The 22,950-nt window shown below is 66.7% G+C and carries 22 protein-coding genes, 1 tRNA gene and 1 pseudogene; 7 read left to right on the top strand and 17 right to left on the bottom strand.

What is annotated here, in order from left to right; genetic code table 11:
• Positions 1-2: 2 nt before the first annotated feature.
• From BMX29_RS18425 to BMX29_RS18415, 3 genes are read right to left on the bottom strand one after another with little or no spacing between them, the layout of a single operon-like run.
• Positions 3-1,328, bottom strand: a complete 1,326-nt coding sequence (locus BMX29_RS18425; RefSeq protein ID WP_092815850.1) for a TRAP transporter large permease — start codon at positions 1,326-1,328, stop codon at positions 3-5.
• A gap of 7 nt (positions 1,329-1,335) precedes the next feature.
• The gene (locus tag BMX29_RS18420) at positions 1,336-1,854 is read right to left on the bottom strand and encodes a TRAP transporter small permease subunit (protein WP_043843614.1); all 519 of its coding nucleotides are present in this window, start codon (positions 1,852-1,854) and stop codon (positions 1,336-1,338) included.
• Between the two features lie 16 nt (positions 1,855-1,870).
• Positions 1,871-2,944, bottom strand: coding sequence for a TRAP transporter substrate-binding protein (locus tag BMX29_RS18415; RefSeq protein WP_092815844.1), 1,074 nt, complete (start codon positions 2,942-2,944; stop codon positions 1,871-1,873).
• A 596-nt stretch (positions 2,945-3,540) separates the two neighbouring features.
• On the opposite strand from BMX29_RS18415, the gene BMX29_RS18410 reads away from it, so the two are divergent.
• From BMX29_RS18410 to BMX29_RS18400, 3 genes are all read left to right on the top strand, one after another.
• Positions 3,541-4,626 carry a TRAP transporter substrate-binding protein gene (locus BMX29_RS18410; RefSeq protein ID WP_092815841.1) on the top strand — a complete coding sequence of 362 codons (1,086 nt, stop codon included), beginning with the start codon at positions 3,541-3,543 and terminating at the stop codon, positions 4,624-4,626.
• A gap of 117 nt (positions 4,627-4,743) precedes the next feature.
• Complete coding sequence (locus BMX29_RS18405) at positions 4,744-5,673, top strand: TRAP transporter small permease subunit (protein WP_175471243.1); 930 nt, start codon at positions 4,744-4,746, stop codon at positions 5,671-5,673.
• 18 nt (positions 5,674-5,691) lie between these two features.
• A complete protein-coding gene (locus BMX29_RS18400) occupies positions 5,692-8,046 on the top strand; it encodes a TRAP transporter large permease (RefSeq protein ID WP_092815838.1) in 2,355 nt (784 codons plus the stop codon).
• A 106-nt stretch (positions 8,047-8,152) separates the two neighbouring features.
• Here BMX29_RS18400 and BMX29_RS18395 read toward each other — a convergent pair whose 3' ends face one another.
• From BMX29_RS18395 to BMX29_RS18385, 3 genes are all read right to left on the bottom strand, one after another.
• Positions 8,153-8,965 carry an arginyltransferase gene (locus tag BMX29_RS18395; protein ID WP_043843620.1) on the bottom strand — a complete coding sequence of 271 codons (813 nt, stop codon included), beginning with the start codon at positions 8,963-8,965 and terminating at the stop codon, positions 8,153-8,155.
• 133 nt (positions 8,966-9,098) lie between these two features.
• The gene (locus BMX29_RS18390; protein ID WP_043843622.1) at positions 9,099-9,551 is read right to left on the bottom strand and encodes an RDD family protein; all 453 of its coding nucleotides are present in this window, start codon (positions 9,549-9,551) and stop codon (positions 9,099-9,101) included.
• 87 nt (positions 9,552-9,638) lie between these two features.
• Positions 9,639-10,076 (bottom strand): DUF2852 domain-containing protein, encoded by a 438-nt coding sequence (locus tag BMX29_RS18385; RefSeq protein WP_092815835.1) that lies wholly within the window; start codon positions 10,074-10,076, stop codon positions 9,639-9,641.
• 363 nt (positions 10,077-10,439) lie between these two features.
• Here BMX29_RS18385 and BMX29_RS18380 point away from each other — a divergent pair, with 363 nt between their 5' ends.
• Together BMX29_RS18380 and BMX29_RS18375 are read left to right on the top strand one after the other, a co-directional pair.
• Entirely contained in the window at positions 10,440-10,646 is a 207-nt protein-coding gene (locus BMX29_RS18380; protein ID WP_043843625.1) for a cold-shock protein, read from the top strand.
• Between the two features lie 216 nt (positions 10,647-10,862).
• Entirely contained in the window at positions 10,863-11,795 is a 933-nt protein-coding gene (locus BMX29_RS18375; protein WP_092815832.1) for a formate/nitrite transporter family protein, read from the top strand.
• Positions 11,796-11,816: 21 nt separating this feature from the next.
• Here BMX29_RS18375 and BMX29_RS18370 read toward each other — a convergent pair whose 3' ends face one another.
• The 9 genes from BMX29_RS18370 to BMX29_RS18330 form a co-directional block, all read right to left on the bottom strand.
• Complete coding sequence (locus BMX29_RS18370; RefSeq protein WP_092815829.1) at positions 11,817-12,329, bottom strand: GNAT family N-acetyltransferase; 513 nt, start codon at positions 12,327-12,329, stop codon at positions 11,817-11,819.
• Entirely contained in the window at positions 12,329-12,802 is a 474-nt protein-coding gene (locus BMX29_RS18365) for a hemerythrin domain-containing protein (RefSeq protein ID WP_043843626.1), read from the bottom strand. Before BMX29_RS18365 ends, BMX29_RS18370 begins: the two co-directional genes overlap by 1 nt.
• A gap of 119 nt (positions 12,803-12,921) precedes the next feature.
• Positions 12,922-13,857: an AEC family transporter gene (locus tag BMX29_RS18360; protein WP_043843627.1), complete on the bottom strand. Its 936-nt coding sequence runs from the start codon at positions 13,855-13,857 to the stop codon at positions 12,922-12,924.
• Positions 13,858-13,867: 10 nt separating this feature from the next.
• Complete coding sequence (locus BMX29_RS18355) at positions 13,868-14,668, bottom strand: MBL fold metallo-hydrolase (RefSeq protein ID WP_043843629.1); 801 nt, start codon at positions 14,666-14,668, stop codon at positions 13,868-13,870.
• Positions 14,665-15,468, bottom strand: a complete 804-nt coding sequence (locus BMX29_RS18350; protein WP_092815823.1) for a TatD family hydrolase — start codon at positions 15,466-15,468, stop codon at positions 14,665-14,667. Before BMX29_RS18350 ends, BMX29_RS18355 begins: the two co-directional genes overlap by 4 nt.
• Before the next feature lie 318 nt (positions 15,469-15,786).
• The gene (locus tag BMX29_RS18345; protein WP_092815820.1) at positions 15,787-16,923 is read right to left on the bottom strand and encodes a DNA polymerase III subunit delta'; all 1,137 of its coding nucleotides are present in this window, start codon (positions 16,921-16,923) and stop codon (positions 15,787-15,789) included.
• Complete coding sequence (tmk, locus tag BMX29_RS18340; protein WP_051487555.1) at positions 16,920-17,573, bottom strand: dTMP kinase; 654 nt, start codon at positions 17,571-17,573, stop codon at positions 16,920-16,922. Before tmk ends, BMX29_RS18345 begins: the two co-directional genes overlap by 4 nt.
• A complete protein-coding gene (locus BMX29_RS18335; RefSeq protein ID WP_043843634.1) occupies positions 17,573-18,739 on the bottom strand; it encodes a D-alanyl-D-alanine carboxypeptidase family protein in 1,167 nt (388 codons plus the stop codon). The genes tmk and BMX29_RS18335 overlap by 1 nt, the downstream gene beginning before the upstream one ends.
• Positions 18,740-18,842: 103 nt before the next feature.
• Positions 18,843-19,787 (bottom strand): SPOR domain-containing protein, encoded by a 945-nt coding sequence (locus BMX29_RS18330; protein ID WP_092815817.1) that lies wholly within the window; start codon positions 19,785-19,787, stop codon positions 18,843-18,845.
• Positions 19,788-19,980: 193 nt separating this feature from the next.
• Between BMX29_RS18330 and BMX29_RS18325 the strand changes: the two genes are divergently transcribed.
• Positions 19,981-20,070: transfer RNA gene (locus BMX29_RS18325), tRNA-Ser, on the top strand.
• Between the two features lie 81 nt (positions 20,071-20,151).
• Here the strand turns inward: BMX29_RS18325 and BMX29_RS18320 are convergent.
• Positions 20,152-20,784 (bottom strand): hypothetical protein, encoded by a 633-nt coding sequence (locus BMX29_RS18320; protein ID WP_175471242.1) that lies wholly within the window; start codon positions 20,782-20,784, stop codon positions 20,152-20,154.
• A 92-nt stretch (positions 20,785-20,876) separates the two neighbouring features.
• On the opposite strand from BMX29_RS18320, the gene BMX29_RS18315 reads away from it, so the two are divergent.
• Positions 20,877-22,103, top strand: coding sequence for a hypothetical protein (locus BMX29_RS18315; RefSeq protein ID WP_139197113.1), 1,227 nt, complete (start codon positions 20,877-20,879; stop codon positions 22,101-22,103).
• Positions 22,104-22,758: 655 nt separating this feature from the next.
• Here the strand turns inward: BMX29_RS18315 and istB are convergent.
• Positions 22,759-22,950: pseudogene (gene istB, locus BMX29_RS18310) on the bottom strand (IS21-like element ISPkr1 family helper ATPase IstB); the annotation flags it as partial.

Below are 22,950 nucleotides of genomic sequence, written 5' to 3'. Positions count from 1 at the left end.
GCTCACCACCCGATCGCGTCGGGCAGCCACGTGGCCAGGCCCGGCAGGAAGAAGACGAGGGCGAGCCCCGCGAGCTGGATGCCGATGAACGGGATCACGCCGCGGTAGATGTCGCCGGTGCGGACTTCGGGCGGCGCCACGCCCTTGAGGAAGAACAGCGCCCATCCGAAGGGCGGCGTCAGGAACGAGGTCTGCAGGTTCATCGCCACCAGGATCGCGATCCACGCCATGTCGGCGCCCGAGTTCAGGAAGATCGGCAGGAAGATCGGCAGCGCGATGTAGGAGATCTCGATCCACTCGAGGAAGAAGCCCAGCACGAACAGCAGCAGCATCAACAGGACGATCTGTCCGTTCAGACCGCCGGGCATGCTGCCGAAGGCCGACTGCACGAGGTGTTCGCCGCCGAGACCGCGGAAGGCGAGGCCGAAGGGCTGCGCGAAGATCAGGATCAGGAACACCATCGCCGAGGTCACGAAAGCCGACCGCACGGTGTCGCGCAGGATCGTGTAGTTCAGACGGCCCGACAAAAGCGCCAGAACGATGGAGCCGAAAGCCCCCATCGAGGCGGCCTCGGTCGGCGCGGCGACACCGCCGATGATCGAGCCCAGCACGAGGAAGATCAGCACGATCGGCGGCGCCACGACTTTCAAAAGCCTCAGGGCGAGGTCGCGGCCGGTGACCTCGGCGCGTTCCTCGGCGGGGATGGCCGGCACCGCGTGGGGCGTGATGACGCCCAGAAGCAGGACGTAACCCACGAAGAGCAGTGAGAGCAGCAGGCCCGGGATCAGCGCAGCGGCGAAGAGAGTGCCGACGCTCTCGCCCATGATGTCGGCGAGCAGGATGAGCACGAGGCTCGGCGGGATGATCTGGCCGAGCGTGCCGCTGGCGCAGATGACGCCCGAGGCCACGCCCACGTCATAGCCGCGCCGGATCAGCGGGCCGAGCGCGATCAGGCCGACAGTCACCACCGTGGCGCCCACGACACCCGAGGCCGCGCCCATCAGAACGCCCACGAGGATGATCGCCAGCGCCATGCCGCCGCGCAGGCCACCCATGGCAAGGCCGATCACCTCCAGGAGGTCCTCGGCGATCCTGCTTTTCTCGAGCATGATCCCCATGAAGATGAAGAGCGGCAACGCCAGCAGGGTATAGTTCGTCACCACCCCGAAGATGCGCGACGGCATCAGGGTGAAGAGAGTGCCGCCGAAGCCCATGTAGCCGAAGACGAAGCCGGTCACGCCGAGGCACACGGCCACCGGCACGCCGACGATGAGCAGGAGGAAGAAGGCGCCGATCATGCACAGCGCGAGGATCTCGGTATAGGGCATTGGGGACTCAGGAAGGTTTCTTCTCGGACCCGAGCAGGTCGAGCACCGCGACGGCGCAGGAGGCCAGGGCCTGCAGCGCGAGGATGGCGAAGGCTATGGGCAGCACCGCCTTGAGGATCCAGCGGTTCTCGAGACCGCCGGGATCGGGCGAGCCCTCGCCGATGGAGTAGGCGCTCTCGACAAAGCCGATGCAGAGCCAGGCGATCAGCAGAGACACCAGCGCCAGCGCGAGGTTCGACACCGCGTCCACGGTGGCGGTCTGCCGGCGGGTCATCTTGGCGTAGAGGATGTCGACGCGGACCTCGCCGCCCTGGTTCAGCCCGTAGGACATCCCCATCAGCGCGGCGACGGCCATGACGTGCCACTCGAGTTCCTGCAGCGCCACGGTGCCGTAGGAAAACAGGTAGCGTGCCAGCACGTTGAAAGCGACGAGCAGGACGAGGGCCAGCCCCGACCATGCCGCCGCCTGTCCGATGACGCGGACGACGCCGGAGGCGCCGTCCGCAAAGCGTTGAAGTGCGATCATCACGGGAACCCGGCGATCAGAGCGAGTAGAGCGGCGCTTCCGACACCGCGGCCCAGCTCGCGTGCTCCTGCTTGAAGGCCATGAACGCGTCGTGGACCTTCTTGAGCTGCGGGTCCTCGGCGGCGGCCTCGTTCAGCACGGTCTCGGTGGCGCCGCGCAGCTCGTCGACGACCTCTTGCGGCAGGGTCTGCGCGATCACGCCCTCGTTCTCGACGAGATCCTTGAGCGCCGAGGCGTTGTTGGCCTCGCACCACGTGTGGCTCTCGAGGTTGCAGGCCATCGCGGCGGTCTGGACGATCGCCTGAAGGTCGGCGGGCAGGGTGTCCCACGCCGCGCGCGAGATCAGCAGCTCGGTCACGTTGGACGGTTCGTGCCAGCCGGTGGTGTAGTAGTACTTGGCCGCGTTCTGAAGGCCGAGTCGGCGGTCCTGGTAGGGGCCCACGAACTCGGCCGCGTCGATCACGCCGCGCTCGAGCGCGGGGAAAATCTCGCCGCCCGGAAGCAGTCGCACGTCCACGCCAAGCGCGGCGTAGACCTTGCCGGCAAGGCCCGGGATCCGCATCTTGAGGTTCTCGAAGTCGGAGACGCTCTCGATCGGCTCGCGGAACCAGCCGGTCATCTGTACGCCGGTATTGCCCATCGGCAGCGCCTTGAGGCCGAGCGGCTCGTACAGTTCGTCCCACAGTTCCATGCCGCCGCCGTGGTAGAGCCACGCGTTCATGCCCTGGAAGTTCATGCCGAAGGGCACCGTGGTGAAGTATTGCGCGGCGGGCAGGCGGCCGGCCCAGAAATAGGCGTTTGCGGCGTTCATCTCGACCGCGCCGTTGCGCACGGCGTCAAAGCCCTCGAGCGCGGGGATCAGCTCACCCGCGGCGAAGTGCTGGATCTGCAGGCGGCCATCGGACATCGCCGCGACCTTCTCGCAGAAGTCCCTCGGACTGCCGGGCCCCTCGACGTAGAACGGCGAACCGGGTCCGTAGGCGTTGGTCATCTTCCAGGAAAACGAGTCCTGAGCGCGGGCGACGGCCGGTGCGGCGAGTGTTGCCGCGCCGAGCGTCGCGGTCTGCAGAAGCATCTGTCGTCTGTGCATGGGAGGTCCCTCTCTGTCGGATGACCCGAGTGGTATCGGGCCCCGGACCGCACGCCATGGCGGGGAGGGGTGGTTTCGCTGCACTGCCGCAATATTGTATACAATTTAGATGCGATGCGGCAGGAATGTCTACTATTTGAGCGATGCGGGGACAGGCGCGGCGGAGGGTCGGGCCTTTCGCGGGGCAAGCGGCGCGTGCTTGTGGACGCCTCGGCGTCATCTTCCTCATCGGTGCCAACGCGCTCCGTTGCAGCTGTTGGCCGTCGGTGCCGCGCCTGTGGTGAGGCGGACCATGGAGCGCAAATCGCGGCCGCGGTCGTTTCGCCGACCGCCGCAAGTTCCGATGCGCCGCGTCCCGCTGTCCGACGAGGCGACGTGGCCGCATTCCCTCAGTGCTGACGTTGCGTCGCATCGTGCCGGTCAGGGATGAACAGCGCCCTGTAACCCCGTTGTCGCGACGTGACAATTTTGCATGGTCCGGGTTTGCATTTTTCCTTCCGCAATCGGGGACTCGCGGCTAGTGTCCCTCCACCGACACGCGACGGCCATGGGAAAGGAGCCTGTGGCGCGCGTTCCAAGGGGAGGAAATTACCAACATGGATCGTCGTTCGTTCCTGAAATCGTCCGCCATCGGTGGATCTGCCGCGGCCGCGACCGCACTGGCGGCACCTGCCTACGCGCAGGGCAATCGCACGCTGACCCTCGTGACGACATGGGGTCGGGGCCTCGCCGGCGTGCACGATGCCGCGCAGCGCGCCGCCGACACGATCACGCAGATGACCGACGGCCAGCTGACCGTCGACCTCAAGGCCGCGGGTGAACTCGTCGGTGCGTTCGAGGTGTTCGACGCGGTGACCTCCGGTCAGGCCGACATGTACCACGGCGCCGACTATTACTTCGTGAACCAGCACCCGGCCTACGCTTTCTTCACCGCTGTTCCCTTCGGCATGACCGCGCAGGAGCTGGCGAACTGGTACTACCACGGGGGCGGCATGGAGCTGCACGACGAACTCGGCCAGATCTTCGGCCTGAAGTCGTTCCTTGCCGGCAATACCGGCGCGCAGGCCGGCGGCTGGTTCCGCAACGAGATCAACAGCCCCGAGGACTTCAACGGCCTCAAGTTCCGGATGCCGGGCCTCGGCGGCCAGGCGCTCGGCAAACTCGGCGCGTCGGTGCAGAACATCCCCGGCGGAGAGGTCTACCAGGCGCTGTCCTCGGGCGCGATCGATGGCACCGAGTGGATCGGGCCCTGGGCCGACGAGAAGGCCGGCTTCCAGGAGATCACCAAGATCTACTACACCGCCGGCTTCCACGAGCCGGGCGCGGGCCTGTCGCTGGCCACGAACCGCGAGGTCTACGAAAGCCTCACCCCGGCCCAGCAGCGCATCATCGAGATCGCGTCCGCCGAGGCGCACCAGTGGAACCTTGCGCAGTTCCTCACCGAGAACGGCGCGGCGCTCCAGCGCCTGCAATCGGGCGGCGTGACCCTGCGCGAGTTCCCCGACGAGGTCTGGGATGCCTTCGGTCAGGCCAGCCAGGAGGTCCACGACGAAAACATGGGCGACGACATCTACAAGCGCGTCCATGACAGCGCGATGGAGTCGATGCGGTCCTCGTCGGCGTGGCTCAAGACGTCCTCGGGCGCCTACACCGCGCAACGCGACCGCGTCCTCGGAAGCTGATCGCCGCCTGACGCATTCCGTCTGGCCCGGGCCCGCATCCGTGCGGGCCCCTCCGCCTCCGCGCTGCGACAGGCCGGGCGGACCCATCCGACACCACGAACCTCCGGGATTTGAGACATGGACGAGCAGGGCGCCACGGGCGGCTTCTGGCTGGTGGACGGCACCTGGTGGGTGCTGAAGAACCTCGTGCTGGCGGTGTGGAACCTCGGCTACGCGCTGACCCATCCGCATCTCTGGCTCGACTGGTCGAACAGCGAGGCGATCATGCGCTTCGTCTACTACGGCGGGTCCGTGGAACTGTTCTTCGTCGCCTTCACCACGTTCCTCGTGATCTTCGCCGTAGGTGCCTGGAAGACCGGTTTCCTGTGGGGCGTCGTGCGGGTGATGGAGGCGATCTTCAACACGATCGGTCGGGTGATCTGCTGGGCGGGCCTGCTGATGGTGATCCAGCAGGTCGTGATCGTCTTCATGCAGCGCATCTTCGCGCGGCCCTCTATCTCGCTCGGCCTCGGAATCCCGGTCGAGTTCGACATCTCGTGGTGGGCCGAGGAACTCAAGTTCTACAACGCGCTGATCGTGGCGCTCTGCCTGACCTACACCTTCGTGCAGAAGGGCCACGTCCGGGTGGACCTCGTCTATTCGGCGGTGTCGCACCGCACCAAGCGCGCCATCGACATGGTCGGATCGCTGCTTTTCATGATGCCGATGGCCGTGCTGATCTGGATGTATTCCTGGTTCTTCATGTGGCGCCACCTGATCGTGCCGAACCCCTCGGCCTCCGAGCCGCTGGACCGACTCTTGATGAAGGCCCGCGCGCTGCGTTGGAACGTCGAGACGATCGGTTTCTCTCCGAATGGATTCTCGGCCTATTTCCTGTTCAAGATCCTGCTGGTTGCGATGACCGGGCTGATCTTTCTCCAGGCCGCGACCTTCTTCTACCGCTCCTACCTCGAATTCGTCGAAGGCGAGGGCAGCGCGGACAAACATCTTGACAAGGACGTGCTTGCCGCGGCGCCCACGGGCGGCCACGAGCACGCGGAAATCTGACCGGCGGGGACGGACACAATGCTTTTCGGTCTCGATGGAGTTGAGCTCGGGCTCATCATCGTATTCGTCACCCTGTTCTCGGCGATCCTGTCGGGCTTCCCGGTGGCGTTCGCCATCGGCGGCGCGGGCGTCATCGCCTTCGGGATCATCGCCGCGCTCGACAGCGCGGGCCTGCTGATCCACCAGGCCATCGACACCTCGTCCGAGGCCTATCGCGGCCTCGTGGCCGAGGGCGTCCGGCCCGAGACGATCTCGGTCTTCCGGTACCCGGACCTGCCGCGCGTGGCGCAGGCGCTGTTCGAGAGCGGCTGGCAGACCGCGCTCGATCGCAACGTGTCGTTCATCACCAACCGCATCAACGAGCGCGTGCTCGCCGGACCGTCCATCGAGACGCTGCTCGCGGTGCTGATGTTCGTGCTCATGGGGATCGTGCTGGAGCGTTCGCGCATCGCGAACGACCTGCTGACCACGATGGCGCGGGTCTTCGGCCCGTTGCCCGGCGGCCTCGCGGTATCGATCGTGGTGGTGGGCGCGTTCCTCGCGGCCTCCACTGGGATCGTCGGCGCGACTGTCGTGACGATGGGCCTTCTGGCTTTGCCGACCATGCTGCGGAACGGATACTCGCCGGAGCTGTCCACCGGGGTCATCGCGGCGTCGGGAACGCTGGGGCAGATCATCCCGCCGTCGATCGTGATCGTGCTTCTGGGCACGCTGGCGGGAGACCTCTATTCGACGGCGCAGGAGACGCGCGCGAGCCTCGCGGGCTGCTCGGACGCGCTGACCTATCTCGGGGAGCCGGCGGTGGTGTCGGTGGGCACGCTGTTCCAGGCGGCGCTTCTCCCGGGCATCCTGCTGGCGCTGCTCTACGCGCTATACGCCTTCGGCTTCGCGCTGCTGAACCCGTCGAAGGCGCCGCCGGTGGCAAGCAGTGCGGCGACGGGCGAGGTGATCACGCGCGGCGAGGGGCTGACGTGGTTCCTGTTCGTGCCGGTCGCCATCGTCGCCGCGGTTCTGCTGGCGGGACAGGTCAACGTGGTCGGGTCGCAGTCGCTCGCCGTAGACAGCTTCTCGGAGGCCGGGGAGGGCGCGTCGCTGCGTACCAACGTGAGCCCAGAGTGCCAGGCGTCGATGATCGAGCTGCACGGGCAGGCGGCGTGGGATCGTGCGGTGGCCGAGCAGGCCGAGATCGACGCGTCGGGCGGCGTGGCGCAGGCCGAGGAGCTGACCGACGAGCAGGTCGCAGAGGTCCGCGCGGCCCGCGCCGCGGCTGCCGCGCCGATCGGCACCGGCATCGCCACCTTCGCGGTCATCTTCGCACTCGTGCTGGCCGTCGGCCGGGGCGTGGCGCCGACCGCCTCGCCACTGCCTTTGATCGGCGGCGCGGCGGGCGTTTTGTTGCTGCTGCTCGTGGATATCCTGTTCATCCGACCGTCCACGTCGGCGGCGGGCACGGTAATGTGGATGGTGGTGCCCGTGGCCATCGCGCTCTGGGGCGTGCGGCATGCGGCGCAGCGCATGGGCGGCAACGAGCTGATCCGCGTGGTCTTCCCGCCGCTCGTGCTGATCGTCGCAGTGCTGGGCTCGATCCTCGGCGGGATCACCAACCCGACGCCGGCCGCGGCGCTCGGCGCGGCGGGGGCGATCATGCTCGCGGCCTATCGCCGGCTGGGCGAGGAGGGGCGCAGCCCCTGGCTCATCACATGGTCGACCATCGCGCTGATCGTGATGCTTCTCGCGGGCATCAACTTCGACCTGCGGGTCACCACCGAGGCGGTGAGCGCCGCGACCTGGATTGCCTTCGTGGTGGCCTATGGCGCGTTTCTGTTCGCCATGGTCGGGCTGCTCTATGCATGCTGGGTTCTGCTGCGCGCCAAGGTCCTGTCTCCGGCGGTGCGCGAGACCGCGAAGGTCACGAGCATGGTCTTCACGATCCTCGTCGCCTCGCAGCTTCTGAACCTCGTGGTGATCTCGTTCGGGGGCGAGCACTACATCCAGCAGTTCCTGCAGAGCTTCGACAACGAGTTCACGGTCTTCCTGATCGTGATGCTGGTGCTGTTCTTCCTGGGCTTCGTGCTCGATTTCCTCGAGATCATCTACATCGTGGTGCCCATCGTCGGGCCGGTGATCTACGGCGGATCGTTCGATCCCAAGTGGGTGACGATCATGATCGCGGTGAACCTGCAGACCTCGTTCCTGACCCCGCCCTTCGGCTTCGCGCTGTTCTACCTGCGCGGGGTGGCGCCGGCCTCTGTCACCACGGGGCACATCTATCGCGGCGTGATCCCCTTCGTGCTGATCCAGGTGCTGGGGCTGGCGATCCTGTGGTTCTTCCCGGGGATCGTGACCATCGTACCGGACCTCATCGGCGGCTGAGGGTTGTCACGTCGGGACGACGCTCGCGCTGGCGCGCGTCGCCCCGCCCGCCGTCCCTTGCGGCGCGGCGGTGGGGCAGGTCGGTCTCTCGGAATGTCGGAGGCGGTCAGCCGCGGGTGTCGGGCAGGGAAATGTTGGCGACCTGCTCGGCGATCGGGTCGGTGGAGAGCGGATGCATCTCTTCGCTGTAGTCGTCGTGCGGGGTCTTGGCGACCCAGCGCCCGGAGCGGAAGACCTCGAGCCCCTCGAAGTTCGCCTTGTAGCCCATCTTGGGCGAGCCCGGCACCCAGTAGCCGAGATAGACGTAAGGGAGCCCCGCCTCCCGCGCGATTTCCACATGGTCCATGATCATCCACGTGCCGAGCGACTGGCGCGGCAGGTCGGGTTCGTAGAACGAGTAGACCATCGACAATCCGTCATCGAGCACGTCGGTCAGGCACACCGCCGTCAGATCGCCGTCCTCGGCATCCACATATTCGACCACGCGGCTGCGGATCGGCGTCTCCTCGATCATCGCCGCGAACTCGAACACGTCCATGTCTGCCATGCCGCCATCGGCGTGGCGCCGGTCGAGGTAGCGACGGAAGAGCGAATACTGCGCCTCGGTCGCCCAGGGGCTGGTGGCCCGGCGCACGAGATGGGCGTTGCGCTTCTGCGTGCGGCGCTGGCTCTTGGAGGGGCGGAAGTCGTTGACCGAGATTCGCGCCGAGAGGCATGCCGCGCAATCCGAGCACGACGGCCGGTAGAGCACGTTCTGCGAGCGGCGGAAGCCCTGCTTGGACAGCGAATCGTTCAGGCGCTCGGCCTGCTCGCCCTGAAGCGCCGTGAACAGCTTCCGCTCCATCCGGCCCGGCAGGTAGGGGCACGGCTGGGGCGCTGTCACGTAGAATTGCGGCGCGAGCGGGAGAGAGTGACGCATAATCATCCTGTCTGGAGGCGTGTGGGAACCGTAGCAACGCAGGATTGTCGCGCCAAGTCCCCAAAAGTATTGAACGCACCGCGCGGTTGCGGTGCGTCCACGGCGCCGGTTCCTTGGGCCCGGCGCGGGTGTGTCAGGCCCGGCGGTTGAGCATCACGGTGCCGAGCGCGAGGTCGCTCAGTCCCTGGCCCCGCTCGGTGCCGCACATCAGAAGCGCCGATCCCACCTGCACCACGAACGTGGACATCGACAGCGCGTAGCCCGCCGTGTGCAGGAAGGCCGTGGTGCTGTCGAGACGCTGGCCGTAGGCATCGCGCAGTTCGATCGCCATCGCCCGCATCCCCCATGTCGCGGAGCCACCGGCCAGCGTGAACCAGCGGTAGAGGAACCCAACGAACAACATCAGGGGCGGCAGAAAGAACAGGGCGATGAAGGCGGTCAGCACGATCATCGGCACCACGAGGATCGCCACGATCGCAACGTCGATCACCCAGGCCGCCGCGCGCTTGGCGACCACGCCGTCGTAGAACTCGGGCTGGACGGCCGGGTCGGGCAGGGAGCTTGCGTAAGGGTCGGCGGCGTGCATCGGGTTCTCCGTCAGGGGGCTGTAGCGTCATGTGGGGCCTCGGGCCGGGGATGTGCACCCCCGGCCGGGCGGTTGGCGTCGCGCGGCTCAGCCGCGTGCATCGGCCTCGTGCGGAACGGCCGGCGCGTCATTGTCGCGGCGGGCGCGCTCTTCCATGAACTGGTCGAACTCGGCCTTGTCGCGGGCTTCGCGCAGGCGCTTGAGGAACGCCTCGAAGTTTTCCTGCTCTTCCTCGAGCCGGCGCAGCGTGTCGGCCTTGTAGGCGTCGAAGGCGGCGTTGCCCGACGACTGGGTGGCGCGGAAGCCGTGACCCATGCGTGTGGCGGCGGAGGACTTGCGGCAGCTGAACATGCGGTTGCTCCAGATCATGTAGCCGAGAACGGCGAGGCCGATGGGCCAGAAGACGATGAAACCGGCGACGGCGGCGGCGATCCAGGCACCCTTGCCCTTGCGGTCGAGCCAGGCTTCGGTGCGGGAAAGCCAACCGGCGGCTGCCGGAAGCGGTGTCGAATGTGCGGTCGTCATTGCGGTCTCCGGTGGTTGAACTGACATGTGAATGACCTTCACATTGACTAGATCGTGCCGGTCGCGATCCGGTTCAAGGGTCGATGTGAAAAACTTTCACATCCCGGTTCGGGGGCTCGACTGCTCAATTTTGCAACTTCGCCCTCGCGCGACATCGCCAGACAGGCGCCAATCCGCCCGTATGATGCGCGAGGGGCTCAGCAATCGCTTGCTTTTCGCTTCAAAAGGCCGCATGGGTTTACGGGCTTACGTCTTCTACTCGACCCTCTGTTCCTGCTCTGCCGGTTCTCAGTTGATAGATCGAAGCTGACACGGCCGCAGCTGCCGCATCCTGCGGGCAGCGCAACAGAAGGAGATCGCGGAATGGCCAATGGCACCGTGAAATGGTTCAACAGCACCAAAGGCTACGGCTTCATCGAGCCCGAGTCGGGCGGCAAGGACATCTTCGTCCACATCTCTGCCGTCGAGCGCTCGGGCCTTACCGGCCTGGCCGACAACCAGAAAGTCACGTTCGACGTCGAGAGCGGCCGCGATGGCCGTGAGTCGGCCGTCAACCTGGCGCTGGCCTGATCGACCATTGACCGCGTGCGGACCTTACGGGTCCGCAGCGGCTGATCCGATGCAGCGGATCGCGGACTATCCCGCGGTCCGCTTTTTTGTGCTTGATTTGCACGCAGATGTGCGGGGGCATCGCCCGCGACGCCAAGGCGCGGGAACTCCGGCGCCGAAGAGGCGTTCCGCTCACTAACGCCGACCCAATACCTATCGGCCTGGCTGGATACCGACATGACCGACAGTACCGAACGCGAGCTCGACGAGTCGCGCAACGAGCGTGACGACTCGGGCCCTGACCGAGCGACCTATTCCCGCGAGGAGGCCATGCAGATCGCGCGGCACCGCGCGCTGGCGCCGCGTGCCATCTACGAGGTCATCAACCTCGAAGGCCGCGAGGAGGTGAGACGCCCGCTTGGCTCGCTGTTCTGGTCGGGTATCGCAGCGGGCATCGGGATCTCCGCGTCCGTGCTGGCCGAGGGTATCCTGCACCAGGTGTTCTTCGATCACCCCTACCGGTTCGCGATCGAGAACATGGGCTACACGGTCGGCTTCATCCTCGTGATCCTCGCACGGATCCAGCTCTTCACCGAGAACACGATCACGGTCGTGCTGCCCGTCCTCAAGGACAAGTCGCTGTCGCTGCTGTATTGCGCGGCGCGGCTCTGGGTGGTGGTCTTCCTCGCAAACATCATAGGGACGTTCTTCGTGGCGCTGCTGAGCGTTCACGGGGGGACCGTGGTTCCCGAATACGTCGAGGGGATGAAGGCGATTTCAGAGCACTACAGCGAGTACACGTTCTGGGAGGCGCTCAAATACGGGGTGCCGGCCGGCTTCTTCATCGCCGCGATCGTGTGGATGCTGCCCTCGTCCGAGGGTACCGAGATCTTCGTGATCTTCGTCTTCACCTACCTGATCGCGATGGGCGAATTCACCCACGTGGTCGCCGGCTCGAAAGAGGCTTTCCTGCTTTGGCTGTCGGGCGACATCACCGCCTACAAGTGCTTCATCGGACTGATCCTGCCAAGCTTCATCGGCAACGTGCTGGGCGGCACGGGCCTGTTCGCGCTTCTGGCCTACGGCCAGGTGAAGGCCGAGATCGAGAACGGCGACTTCAACAACGGCACCGGCAAAGGCCCTCGGAGTAACAACACCACGTGGAAGTGACGGATACCTGCACGGGCGCGCTCAGATGCGCGCCCGTGCGGCCTCGCTCCAGCCAAGCACATGTTCGGTGACGCCGGTGTGGCCGACATGGTCCTCGCGCGTTTCGATCCGTTCGGCACCCAGGCGCTCGTAGAACCGCAGCGCACGGGCATTGCCCACCAGCACGCAGCACGTGAACGCCCCCGGCGGCCCCATCGCCAGCGCCGCGCGGAAAAGGTGCCGTCCCAGGCCGGTGCCATGGACTGTGGCCAGCGTATAGAGACACCACAATTCGACGGGAAATCCCCGGGCGGCCATCGCAAGCTCGCGCTGCGGTGCGACCTGCGCGAAGCCCGCGCCCGGGCAAAGCGCGACCCGCTGCCCCTCCGACAGGGCGCGGGACCAGAGCGCCCGGCGATCGGACACATCGTGCCGGGCGATCTCGGCCGCGGGCAGGAGACCGGGATAGGTCTCGTGCCACGCGGCGACGTGCAGCCGGGCGATCTCTTCCGCGTCGACGGGCGTCGCGGGGCGGATCGCCGCGGCGTGCGTCATCAGTCCTCGAGCTGGTCCTGACGCTTCTTCTCGACCAGCTTCAGTTCCTCGGCCTTGCGGTCCTTGAACGCCTTGCCGTAGCCCTCGATCTCGTCCTCGGCGATCACCTCCTTGGCGCGGCCGAAGACCTCGTCTTCCTCCTCGTCCATGTGGTGCTCGTAGTCGTGCTTGAGCTGGTTGAACTTGTTGAGCCAGCCCGAGCTCGACATGTCCATCTCGTTCAGCTCTTCCAGCAGATCGTCCATCTCGGCGTGTTCCTCGACCGAGTGGCGCGCGGCATCCTGGCCCCAGGTCTTGGACATGAGCTTGGAGTAGAACGTCTCTTCCTCGGCGGCGGCGTGGCTCTTCACGTCGTGGAAGAACTCGTCCCAGGCCGCCTTGCGCTCGTCCGAGGCGCCCTCGGTGTCGGCGATCTTGTTCAGCAGGGCGCGGTGGTTTTCGTGGTCGGCCTTGATGGCCTCGTAGATCGACATGGGTATGTCCTTTGCTGTCGGGTCGTCGTGAAGCGGCGCGAGGGGCCTCCGCGTTGCGCGGTCCCGCCTGATGTAGGCGCGGGATCGCGGCTGTCACGAAGGACGAAGGGACCGTTTCGTCAGGGAAGGAGCGCGAGCCACACCCACGTCGTGCCAAGCGACAGGGCCGTCGCGATCAGCACCGAGGACGCCGCCACGCGCTTGGCGCGGCCGTACATGTTGGCGAAGACGTAGGCGTTCACACCCGGTGCCATCGCCGCGGTGATGACCGCCGAGCGGAAGTCGGGTGCGGACAGATCGAACGCCGTGCCGAGCGTCCACGTGATTGTCGGATGCAGCACCAGCGTGACCGCGCAGACGAAGAAGATGATGCGGAAATCGCCGTCCGGGCGGTAGCGGAACAGCACACCGCCCAGCCCGAACAGAGCTGCGGGCAGCGCCGTTCGGACCAACATGTCGAGCGCGTCCTCCACCGGGCCGGGCAGGCCCAGCGAGAGGAAATTGAAGACCGCGCCGAGCAGGATGCCGATCACCAGGGCATTGTGCAGCATGGCGCGCGTGACCATGCCGGGCAGCGCCTTGGCGCTGGTGCCGTTGGCGCGCGCCCGGGCGATCTCCATCGCGGTGATGCCGACGCCGTAGCAAAAGGGCGAGTGCAGCGCGACGATGGCGTAGTTGGCCTCGAGGGCGCCCGCCCCGTAGGCCCGTTCGGTGATGGCGAGGCCGAGCAGAAGTGAGTTCGCGAAGAGACAGCAGAAGCCCACGGCCACGGAGTCCTGCCAGTCGCGCTTGAACAGGTAGCGCCCCGCCAGGAGCCCCACGGTAAAGCTCGCGGTCGAGCCGGCGTAGAAACTGATGAGCAACGCGGGATGGAAGCTCTCGCCGATATCCAGCGTCCAGATCGCCCGGAACAGCAGGCACGGGATCGCGAACTGCTGGGTGAAGACCATGAGACCGTCGACCGCGCTGTCCGAGAACAGCCGCCGCCACGTGGCCGCGTAGCCTGCGCCGATCAGCAAGAAGACCGGGAGGATGATGTCGAGAAGCGCCTGCATCAGGCAGCGCTCACACCGGGAACCTCAGCACCATTCCGTCATATGCCGGTGTGATGTGGGCGGGCGTCTCGGCCGCCACGGTGTCGTGGTCGAGATCCACATGCATGTTCGTCAGCACCGCCTGCCGCGCGCCCGAGCGCTCGATCCAGTCGAGCGACTGCGCGAGGTGGGAATGGGTCGGATGCGGATCGCGGCGCAGCGCGTCGAGGATCCAGCATTCGAGCCCGCCGAGCTTGTCCCACGCCGCCTGCGGTATCTCGGAGACGTCGGGCAGATAGGCCACGTCACCGATGCGAAACCCGAGCGCGTCGATGCTGCCGTGCCGCACAAGGAACGGATCGAGCGTCACGGGCCCTCCGGCGCCCTCGACCGTTACCGGTCCGTCGATGTCGTGCATGTCGAGGATCGGCGGATAGGGGCTGCCCTCGGGCTGGGTGAAGGCGTAGCCGAAACGGTCGGTCAGCGCCGCGCGGGTGGGCGCGTCGGCCCAGACCTTGAGGCGCTCTCGCGTGTTGAAGACGATCATCCGCAGATCGTCGATTCCGTGGACATGGTCGGCGTGCGAATGGGTGTAGACCACCCCGTCGAGCCGCCCGATCCCCGCGTCCAGAAGCTGCGCGCGCAGGTCTGGAGACGTGTCTATCAGCACGCTGGTGGTGCCGTCCGCGCCATCGCGCTGGACGAGGAGCGAACAGCGGCGGCGGTGGTTCCTGGGGTTCTCCGGGTCGCAATCGCCCCAGAGACCGCCGAGCCGGGGCACCCCGCCGGACGACCCGCAGCCGAGGATGGTCAGGCGCAGCGTGTCGCTCATGCGGCGTCGGCCCAGCGAGCGGCCTTGGCGAAGAGACGCTCGAAGTTCGCCTCGGTCTGGCGGGCGAAGGCGTCGTAGTCGAGGCCGAACACGTCCGCGCCCACGGCCGCCGTCAGGGCGCTGTAGGCCGGCTCGTTGCGCTTGCCGCGATGGGGCGGCGGCGCAAGGTAGGGGCTGTCGGTCTCCACGAGGATGCGATCCACCGGTGCGGCGGCGAAAATCTCGCGCAGCTCTTTGGACTTGGGGAAGGCCGCGATGCCCGACATCGACAGGTAGAAGCCGCAGTCGAGCGCCGCACGGGCAAGATCGGCCCCGGAAGAAAAGCAATGCATCACGCAAGGGTAGGGCGCGCGCTTGAAGCCCCTCGTGAGGATCTCGGCCATGTCCGAGTCGGCGTCGCGGGCATGGATGATCAACGGAAGCTGGGTCTCCTGCGCGGCCTCGATATGGATCTCGAGAGACCGCTTCTGCACCTCGGCGCTGTCGGCGGTGTAGTGGTAGTCGAGCCCGGTCTCGCCGATGCCCACGAATTTCGGGTGCTGCGCCGCGGCGACCAGTTCATCGACCGACACGAGCGGCTCTTCGGCGGCCGACATCGGGTGCGTGCCGGCGGCGTAGAAGACCGGCGCATTGGCCTCGGCTATGGCGCGGACCGCGGGCTCGTTGCGCATGCGGGTGCAGATGGTGACCATCCTGTGCACGCCAGCCTCCAGCGCGCGGGCAATCACGTCCTCGCGGGTCTCCGCGAAGTCGGGAAAATCGAGATGGCAATGACTGTCGGTGATGGGAGCGCCGCTCATGGCTCGTCTCCGGGGCCGTCTGGGTTGCGCGTGGTATCTAGGATCGCACAGGGAGGGTCAAGGCGAGGCGCCGCCGTCTTCTGTCGATGCACCGTGCGGGCGCCAGTTCCCAACACGGATGGCCAAGGCTCTTTGCGGCGAAGTCGCGCGTCCGGTCGGCCTGCAGGCGCTGCGCCGGGATCCGATCACGGAGCTTCAAGGGCGGGGTCCGTTGGCACATCGCGCAGCCCTTGCCTTCTTCTTGGCCCGGATATCTTCGCGGACGGCGGCGCTACGTCGCCAGGCAGCACCAGATTGCCGCAGGGGTCGGCACGTCCCTCAGGCCGCGACCGAGGCTGCCGTCTCGCGCATCCGGGTCAGCATGTCGAAGACCAGCGACGCGGTGTCGATGTTGACCGACCGGCCGCGGCGGGCGCGGTCCGAGGCGCTTTGAGCGATGTCGGCCCAGGCGCGGCCGGCGCGGGCGTCGGGGGCGAGGCGGCCGATGACGCGCGGCTCTTCAGGGTGGGCGGCGCGTTCTGGCGGATGGCCCGAGACGCCCGCGCGCGCGAGGCGCGACAGCGCGATGTCGGCGAGGCCGAGGAGAAGGTCGAGCTCGGCCTCGCGCCCCCGCCCAGCGACCGCCTCAGACAGGGCCAGCGCGCGTGGCCGGTCGAGGTCGGGCAGGGAGGCCAGCACCTCGATCAGGCGGCCGTAGAGGGTGAGACCGTTCAGGTTCAGAAGCCGCAGGGCCGCCCCCACGGACCCCGCCGACAACTCGGTCACGGCCTCGATCTCCTGCGGAGAGAGGTCGGCGGCGGCATCGGCCAGCGCCTCGGTCATCTGCGCGGGGGATAGCGGTGCGAGGCGCAGTTCCCGGCAGCGCGAGCGGATCGTGGGCAGGAGCCGCGCCGGGCGGTGGCAGACCAGCAGCAGCACGGTGTTCGCCGGCGGCTCCTCGAGCAGCTTCAGGAGGGCGTTGGCGGCGCTCACGTTCATCTCGTCGGCGGCGTCGACGATGATGACACGGCGTCCGCCATCGGCCGAGGACAGGGCCATCCGGCGTTTCAGCGCGCGGACCTCTCCCACCAGGATCTCCGCCGCGCGCCGGTCGCCTTTCTCGTTGGTGCCCCGGCGCAACAGGAAGATCGAGGGCTCCGACAGGACCATGCTGCGCCGGACCACCGGATGATCCTCGGGCAGGGCCAGCGTCCGCGGCAGTTCGGGCGCGCCGAACAGGCCGTCTTCCGCGCCGCCTGCGGGCTGCGCCACGAGAAACCGGGCGATGCGCCATGCCAGCGTCGCCTTGCCCACGCCTTCAGGGCCCGTCAGCAGCCAGCCGTGGTGCAGGCGATCGGCGCCGAAGGCGTCGAGAAAGGCAGTCTCGGCCGCCTCCTGGCCGATCAGGGTGAGCGTCTCGCGCGGGTGCGCGGCGCCTTCGACCCTGTCGGGTTCCGGCAGGTCCTCCGCGCTCATACCGGGACGACGTCCAGCGGCCCCAGGAAGCCGGTGGCGTGGTGGTGCACCTCTTCGGCGACCTCCGCCTCCGGGCGGTTGCCGGCGATCACGCGGAACCGGCGCGAGCGGTTGGCGAGGTTCAAGAAGCCCGCTCGCAGCGTCGCCTGAAGCTCGATCCCGAAGCTCTCGAACCGGGCCTCCGCTCCGACGCGCTTGGTTGCGCGCGCCAGCGCTATGTTGGGGTTTATGTCGATCAGGAAGGTCAGGTCGGGCTCGATCCCGATCATGAGCGCGTGCAGGGTATCCACCCGCGCCCGCAGGTCGCCGCGGGTGATCCCCTGGTAGGCGCGGGTCGAGTCGACGAAGCGGTCGCAGATGACGATCTTGCCGGCGTCGAGCGCGGGCTGGATCGTCCTCTCCACGTGGTCGCGGCGCGCGGCGGTGAAAAGCAGAAGCTCCGTCTCGGCCGACCAGCGGTCGGGTTCCCCGTGCAGAAGAAGCGACCGGATCTCCTCGGCCCCCGGGGAGCCGCCCGGTTCGCGCGTCAGAAGCACGTCGTGGCCGTTCTGGCGCAACGCCTCGGCCAGAAGACGCGCCTGGGTGGATTTCCCGCTGCCGTCGATGCCTTCGAACGTCAGGAAGGCACCGTAGCGTTTGTCTTGGGGCATCACATCACATCCTGCGGAGAAGGTCCGAACCTCCGCAGCAGTACCCCGGCAACCGTCATCACCCGGTTAACGAATCCGGCCCCGTCGACCGCCGTTTCGGCGACCAGCGGCACGCGGTGCTCGGGCAGGCCCTCGGGGCGGATGATCAGCTCGGCAAGGCGCTGGCCCTCGGCGATGGGCGCCTCGAGAGGCCCGGTATAGACCACCTCGGCCTCGAGCGGCGCGCCCGTCAGCACCGGCACGAGCATGGTCAGGTCCTCGGCGGCAACAAGGCCCACGGTGTCCTCGGCGCCAAGGAACACGTCCGCCTCGGCCACGCGCACGCCGGCTTCGGTGATGGTCTTCTCCGCGAACTGGCGGAAGGCCCAGTTGACGATGGCCTCGCTTTCCTCGGCCCGCGCGGCGTTGGTCTCGAGACCCGAGATCGCGAAGATCACCCGGCGGTCACCCTGCACGGCCGAGCCGACGAGGCCGTAGCCAGCCGCCTGCGTGTGACCGGTCTTGAGCCCGTCGGCACCGATCCCGAGACCCAGAAGCGGGTTGCGGTTGCTGACATTCGCCGGCGCGCGACCGTCGAACTCGAAGCGCTGCTCGGCGAACATCGGGTAGAATTCGGGGAAGTCCTCGATCAGGTGACGCGCCAGCAGCGCGAGGTCGCGCACGGACATGACGTGTCCCTCGGCAGGCCAGCCGTTGGAGTTCTTGAACACCGAATTGGTCAGGCCGAGCTGCTGCGCGCGGCGCGTCATCATCTGGGCGAAGCCACGTTCGGTGCCGTCGGGGCTGAGCGCCTCGGCGATCACCGCGCAGGCATCGTTGCCCGAAAGCACGACGATGCCTCGCAGCAGGTCCTCGACCTGCACACGGTCGGTCGTGTCGAGAAACATCGTCGAGCCGCCATAGCTTGCCGCGTGCGAGGACACGGGCAGCCGCTCTTCCAGGCCGAGCTGCCCTTCCTCGATGGCCTCGAAGGCCATGTAGAGGGTCATCAGCTTGGACATCGACGCCGGCGGAAGGGCCTGGTCGGCATTCTTGTCCAGAAGCACCGTGCCGGTCTTCTGGTCGAGCACGAAGGCCGCGCGGGCCGAGGTGTCGAAAGCCTGCGCCGGAAGCGCCAGCACCAGCGTGGCGGCCGCGGCGGCGGCAAGGGTTCTGAGAATCGTCATGGCTCCTCCTTGGGCAGCGCGGTCGGCCTTGGATTAGCGCATACGGGCGCGGACGGGGAGTCCGCGCCCGCTCACGGCGCCGTGGGCCGTATCTCTCTTGGCGTCAGCTCGACACCGCATAGGCGTCGGTGAAGCCGTTGGCCTTGATCTTCTTCAGAAGCCCCGCGACCTCGCCCTCGGTCTGGGCCGGGCCGACGAGCACGCGCCAGAAGGTCTTGCCCGAGCTCGACTGCTTCTTGACCGTGGGCACCATGCCGTCCTGGCGCATCGCCTCGGCGGTGTTGAGGGCGTTCTGCTCGACGCTGAAGATGCCGATCTGGATGTAGGGTGCGTCGAGTTCCGACGACGCGCGCAGGCCGCCGGACGCCGCTTCGGGCGCCGGGGCAGCAGGCTGGGCTGTCGGTTGTGGGGCAGGGGCCGGCTCGGGCGTCGCGGACGATTGCGGCACGTCGGCAGCCTCGGGAGCGAGCGTCGCCGAGCTGATCTCGGATGCCCCCGTCAACGCACCATCCGTCGCGGTATCCACTTCCGGGGCAGCCGCGGCGGCGGACGGTCCAGCCTCGCCGTCGGCCGGGCCTTCCTCGCGACGCAGCGCCACCACGTCGAGCTCGGCCGGCTGGCCCGCCAGCATCTTGAGGGCCGCGGCGGCGTCGGACGAGACCTGGAACATTGGCCCCGGCGCCTCGCGTTCGCGCTTGAACAGGGCGCCGATGACGAACTGGCCGTTGGCCTGGTTGCGGATGATGACGCGCTCGGGCGCGGTCACGTCGGGATGCGCCACCCAGACGCCGCCAAGCGAGGGCCGTCCGTCCCAGAGCCCGCGATCGCGCGCGTTGAACACCTCGGGGGCCTCCACGTCGCGCTCGACCGAGCGGCCGCCGCGGACGCCGCCGGCATCCATCGAGGCGGTCTCGGCCTTCTCCTTCGATTGCAGGAACCCCGGCATCTGAGCGTTCTCGCACCCGGTCAGCGCGGTCGCGGCGACCAGCGCGAGGGCAGCGGGAATGCGGTACCGGAGGGGGGAGTCGTCGCGTGTGTCTCTGCTCATCCTCGACCTTGCCTGTCTTGCCTGGTGTCCCGCCGGTTGACCGGTCTTCGGGCAGTGTCGGTCGCGCATGCCTCGTGCGCAGCGCGAGACTAGCGGCTCGCACGCGCCAAGGAAAGTGCGTTGCCCGCCCCGTGCCGTTTTTCGCGCGGCGTTCTTCCCGAATCGCGCCCGACCCCTTAGGCGTCGCCGGACCGGAGGCTTGGCAGAGCGGTCGAATGCGGCGGTCTTGAAAACCGTTGACCCTTCACGGGGTCCGTGGGTTCGAATCCCACAGCCTCCGCCAGTTATATGAGTATTATCGTTTAATAATAGATGCTTGGGGTAGTGGAGCGCCGATCCGCCCCCCATTTAGACCCCCAATCTGCTAGGGAATGGCAGATAGGTGGGGTGCCGCGCTGGTCTGGGTCGCCAGCCGCTCGAGCATCATGGCGCACGACATGATACACCACTCGTCATGTTCCGCGACAAGGCGCTCGAAGGTTCGCCAGTGCATTCCCGTCGGCTTCGTACCGCTACCATTGAGAATGCCCGGTTCCCATCCCAGCCGGTCGCGGATGCGGTCGGCGCGACGGGCCGCACGATCGGCATGGTTTTCGTTCTGCGAGGGGTAGGCGAGGCCGTAGCAGCGACGGCAGGCGAAAACCTTGCCGCCGTAAAGGACAGCCACGCGCTTTCCGCAGCCGCGCGCTGGGCACAGAAACCACCGCCGCGTGCCGCCTAGGTGGCAGGGCGTGGCGTCGAGGTGCACGTCGTAGCGCATGGGCTGCCAGTCGTCCCCGCCGTCCCTTGCCCGATAATCGAGCGTGACGAAACCGTGGGACACTTCTGCATTGATAGAGGCGAGCGTTTCACCGTCGCGCCTCCACTGCCAGCCGAACCGCGAGCCGGGGCGTAGCAAGCCGTCACGCGCCCAGCGCCGCACGTCCAGCCTGCGGTACGCGTCCGTGGTCGGTCGCGCATCCCATCGCCAGTAATTGCCGCTTCCCAAGCCGCCCATGCGTTACCTCGTTATCCCGAAATCAATTGCAATTCTTACTAGTTACATTTTTCTGACGTTGCCCACGGATGGCAAGATTGAGGTGACGTGCGATGAGACGACGCGATATTCTGGGCGGTGGAAGCGCATTGGTGGGGGCGCTAGCTGCGCCGGGGCTACTCCGGGCACAAGCGACCTGGTCCTTCCGCGACTTCGGCGCCAGAGCCGATGGTTCGGACGACGCCGGAGCTATCGAGGAGGCGTTTTCTAGCGGCGAGACGCTGATAAATAATCGGTTCGATCGTTATACTTGCAAGCGCGGCATCACTGTGAGTGATGTGCCCGTCACGGCTCGCGGAGGCAGGATCGAATTTCCGGGCCGCGGCGACGGGCTCTCTTTCATCTACGGCGTGCCAGCGATCTGCGATCTGGACGACTTGGAAATACTGAGCACGGGGGAAGGAGGCGGAACCGGACTGACCATCGCCACAGCGGTCGAGAGCCAAGTAGAGCTCGACCGCTTCCGTTACGCTCGTATGGTCAGGCTGGGAGGTGGCATGGTCTTGGGCGGGCACGACCGGAGCCGCGGGGGCTGGGCGCGGGCGTTGCATCTCGACACTGTCAACGGCGCCGATATTGGACCAGTCAGCATACATGGGCCGGCCAAGGGCAATGCGGCTGACGCGCGATGGCGCCGCGGGTCCATCGGAATCGCAATCACGGGTCGGGGCGGTGCTACACCCACCTCGCTGGATTTCGGCGCGATGCAAATCCGCAATGTGGAGACCGGGGTGCTGGCTCAAGGCGGCATGGAGGGAGTCGCCTTTCGCGGCCCTGCAATCGTGAACGTGCGCCACGGGCTCGTCGCTGACTGGCTTCAAGAGGGAGGGCGCGTCAACCCGCGCTTCGTTTTTGACGGCGGCCACATCAACGCCGCTCAAACTGGTATGTCCCTGAGAGGAGTGGCTGAATCGCATGTTACAGGCACGCTTTTCTACCGTTTTCTGAACTCGGTGCCGGAGGAAGCAATCGACTGGCGCGGGCTGGCACTGAACACCTGCGACCGGGTTCTGGTAACGAAGAACATCTTCAATGGCTGGTCCAATCGGAGGCGCGCCGCCACCCCCGGCGCACCGATCCAAATAGAGCGCGTCAAGCGTAGTCTCATCGCAAATAACCGTGGTCATAATCTTGACAGCGTGATTCAGGTCCGGGGCGACCAGAATTTGGATGTCTCGGTGAGCGACAATGTCTGGGAAGGCCATACCGATCCTTCCACTGGGCGCGGTCAGACTACACGTGACGATGCACCTGGCCTGCGCGTGGGCTGGAGCTATTGAACTGTGTCCGCTGACTTTCGGGATTAGTTGTTCAAACCGACTTGCCTTGGGCTCGGGCGGGCATTGCCACTTATCGGCGCTTATAACATCGTCAGGCGCCCAGAGACGCACGTTCAGGCTGCGGTAAGCGTCCATGGTCGATCCTTTACTCCATCGCCAGTAATTGCCGCTTCCCAAGCCGCCCATGCGTAACCTCGTTTCTACCGAAATCATATGGAAGCTTTTGTGGTATCCTCGGAACCGAAATCCCTGAATTGTGGATGCGCGCGTTTGCCGATCCGCCGATTCTGATCGGATAAGCGATAAACTTCGACCCACCCCCCTGCCGTTTCTGCCTATGGCTAGATGTATAGAATGGCACAAATACTGTGACAGGTCCGGTATCGAGCATGGCACAATTATTGTGCCGGTCCCGCGCCGACTTTCCGTAGATCGGCGGGCGATGCACAATTTTTGTGACAGGGCTGCACTGTTTTTGTGACGGGCTTCTGTTTTGGCTGCCATGACCGGAACCCCGTTTCAGGTGTCAATCGGCGCCCAATCGGGACCCCTTATCGGCGTCCAAAACTGACCCCTTTGGGAGCACGGGAAGCTGGCCCGAGGCGGCGTAGCTTTCAAGCGGCGCAGCCGGATCGGGCCAGCGATTGTCCGGGGCTCAGGCTCTTGTCTTGAAGCGCCAGCTCTCGTTGCCGGTCTCGACGATGTCGCAGTGGTGGGTGAGCCGGTCGAGGAGCGCGGTGGTCATCTTGGCGTCGCCGAAGACGCTCGGCCATTCGCCGAAGTCGAGGTTCGTGGTCACCAGGATTGACGTGCGCTCGTAGAGGCGGCTGATCAGGTGGAAGAGCAG

The sequence above is a fragment of the Roseivivax marinus genome, assembly GCF_900109705.1.
GTDB lineage: Bacteria > Pseudomonadota > Alphaproteobacteria > Rhodobacterales > Rhodobacteraceae > Roseivivax > Roseivivax marinus.
This window is presented reverse-complemented; position numbering and strand designations above follow the sequence as displayed.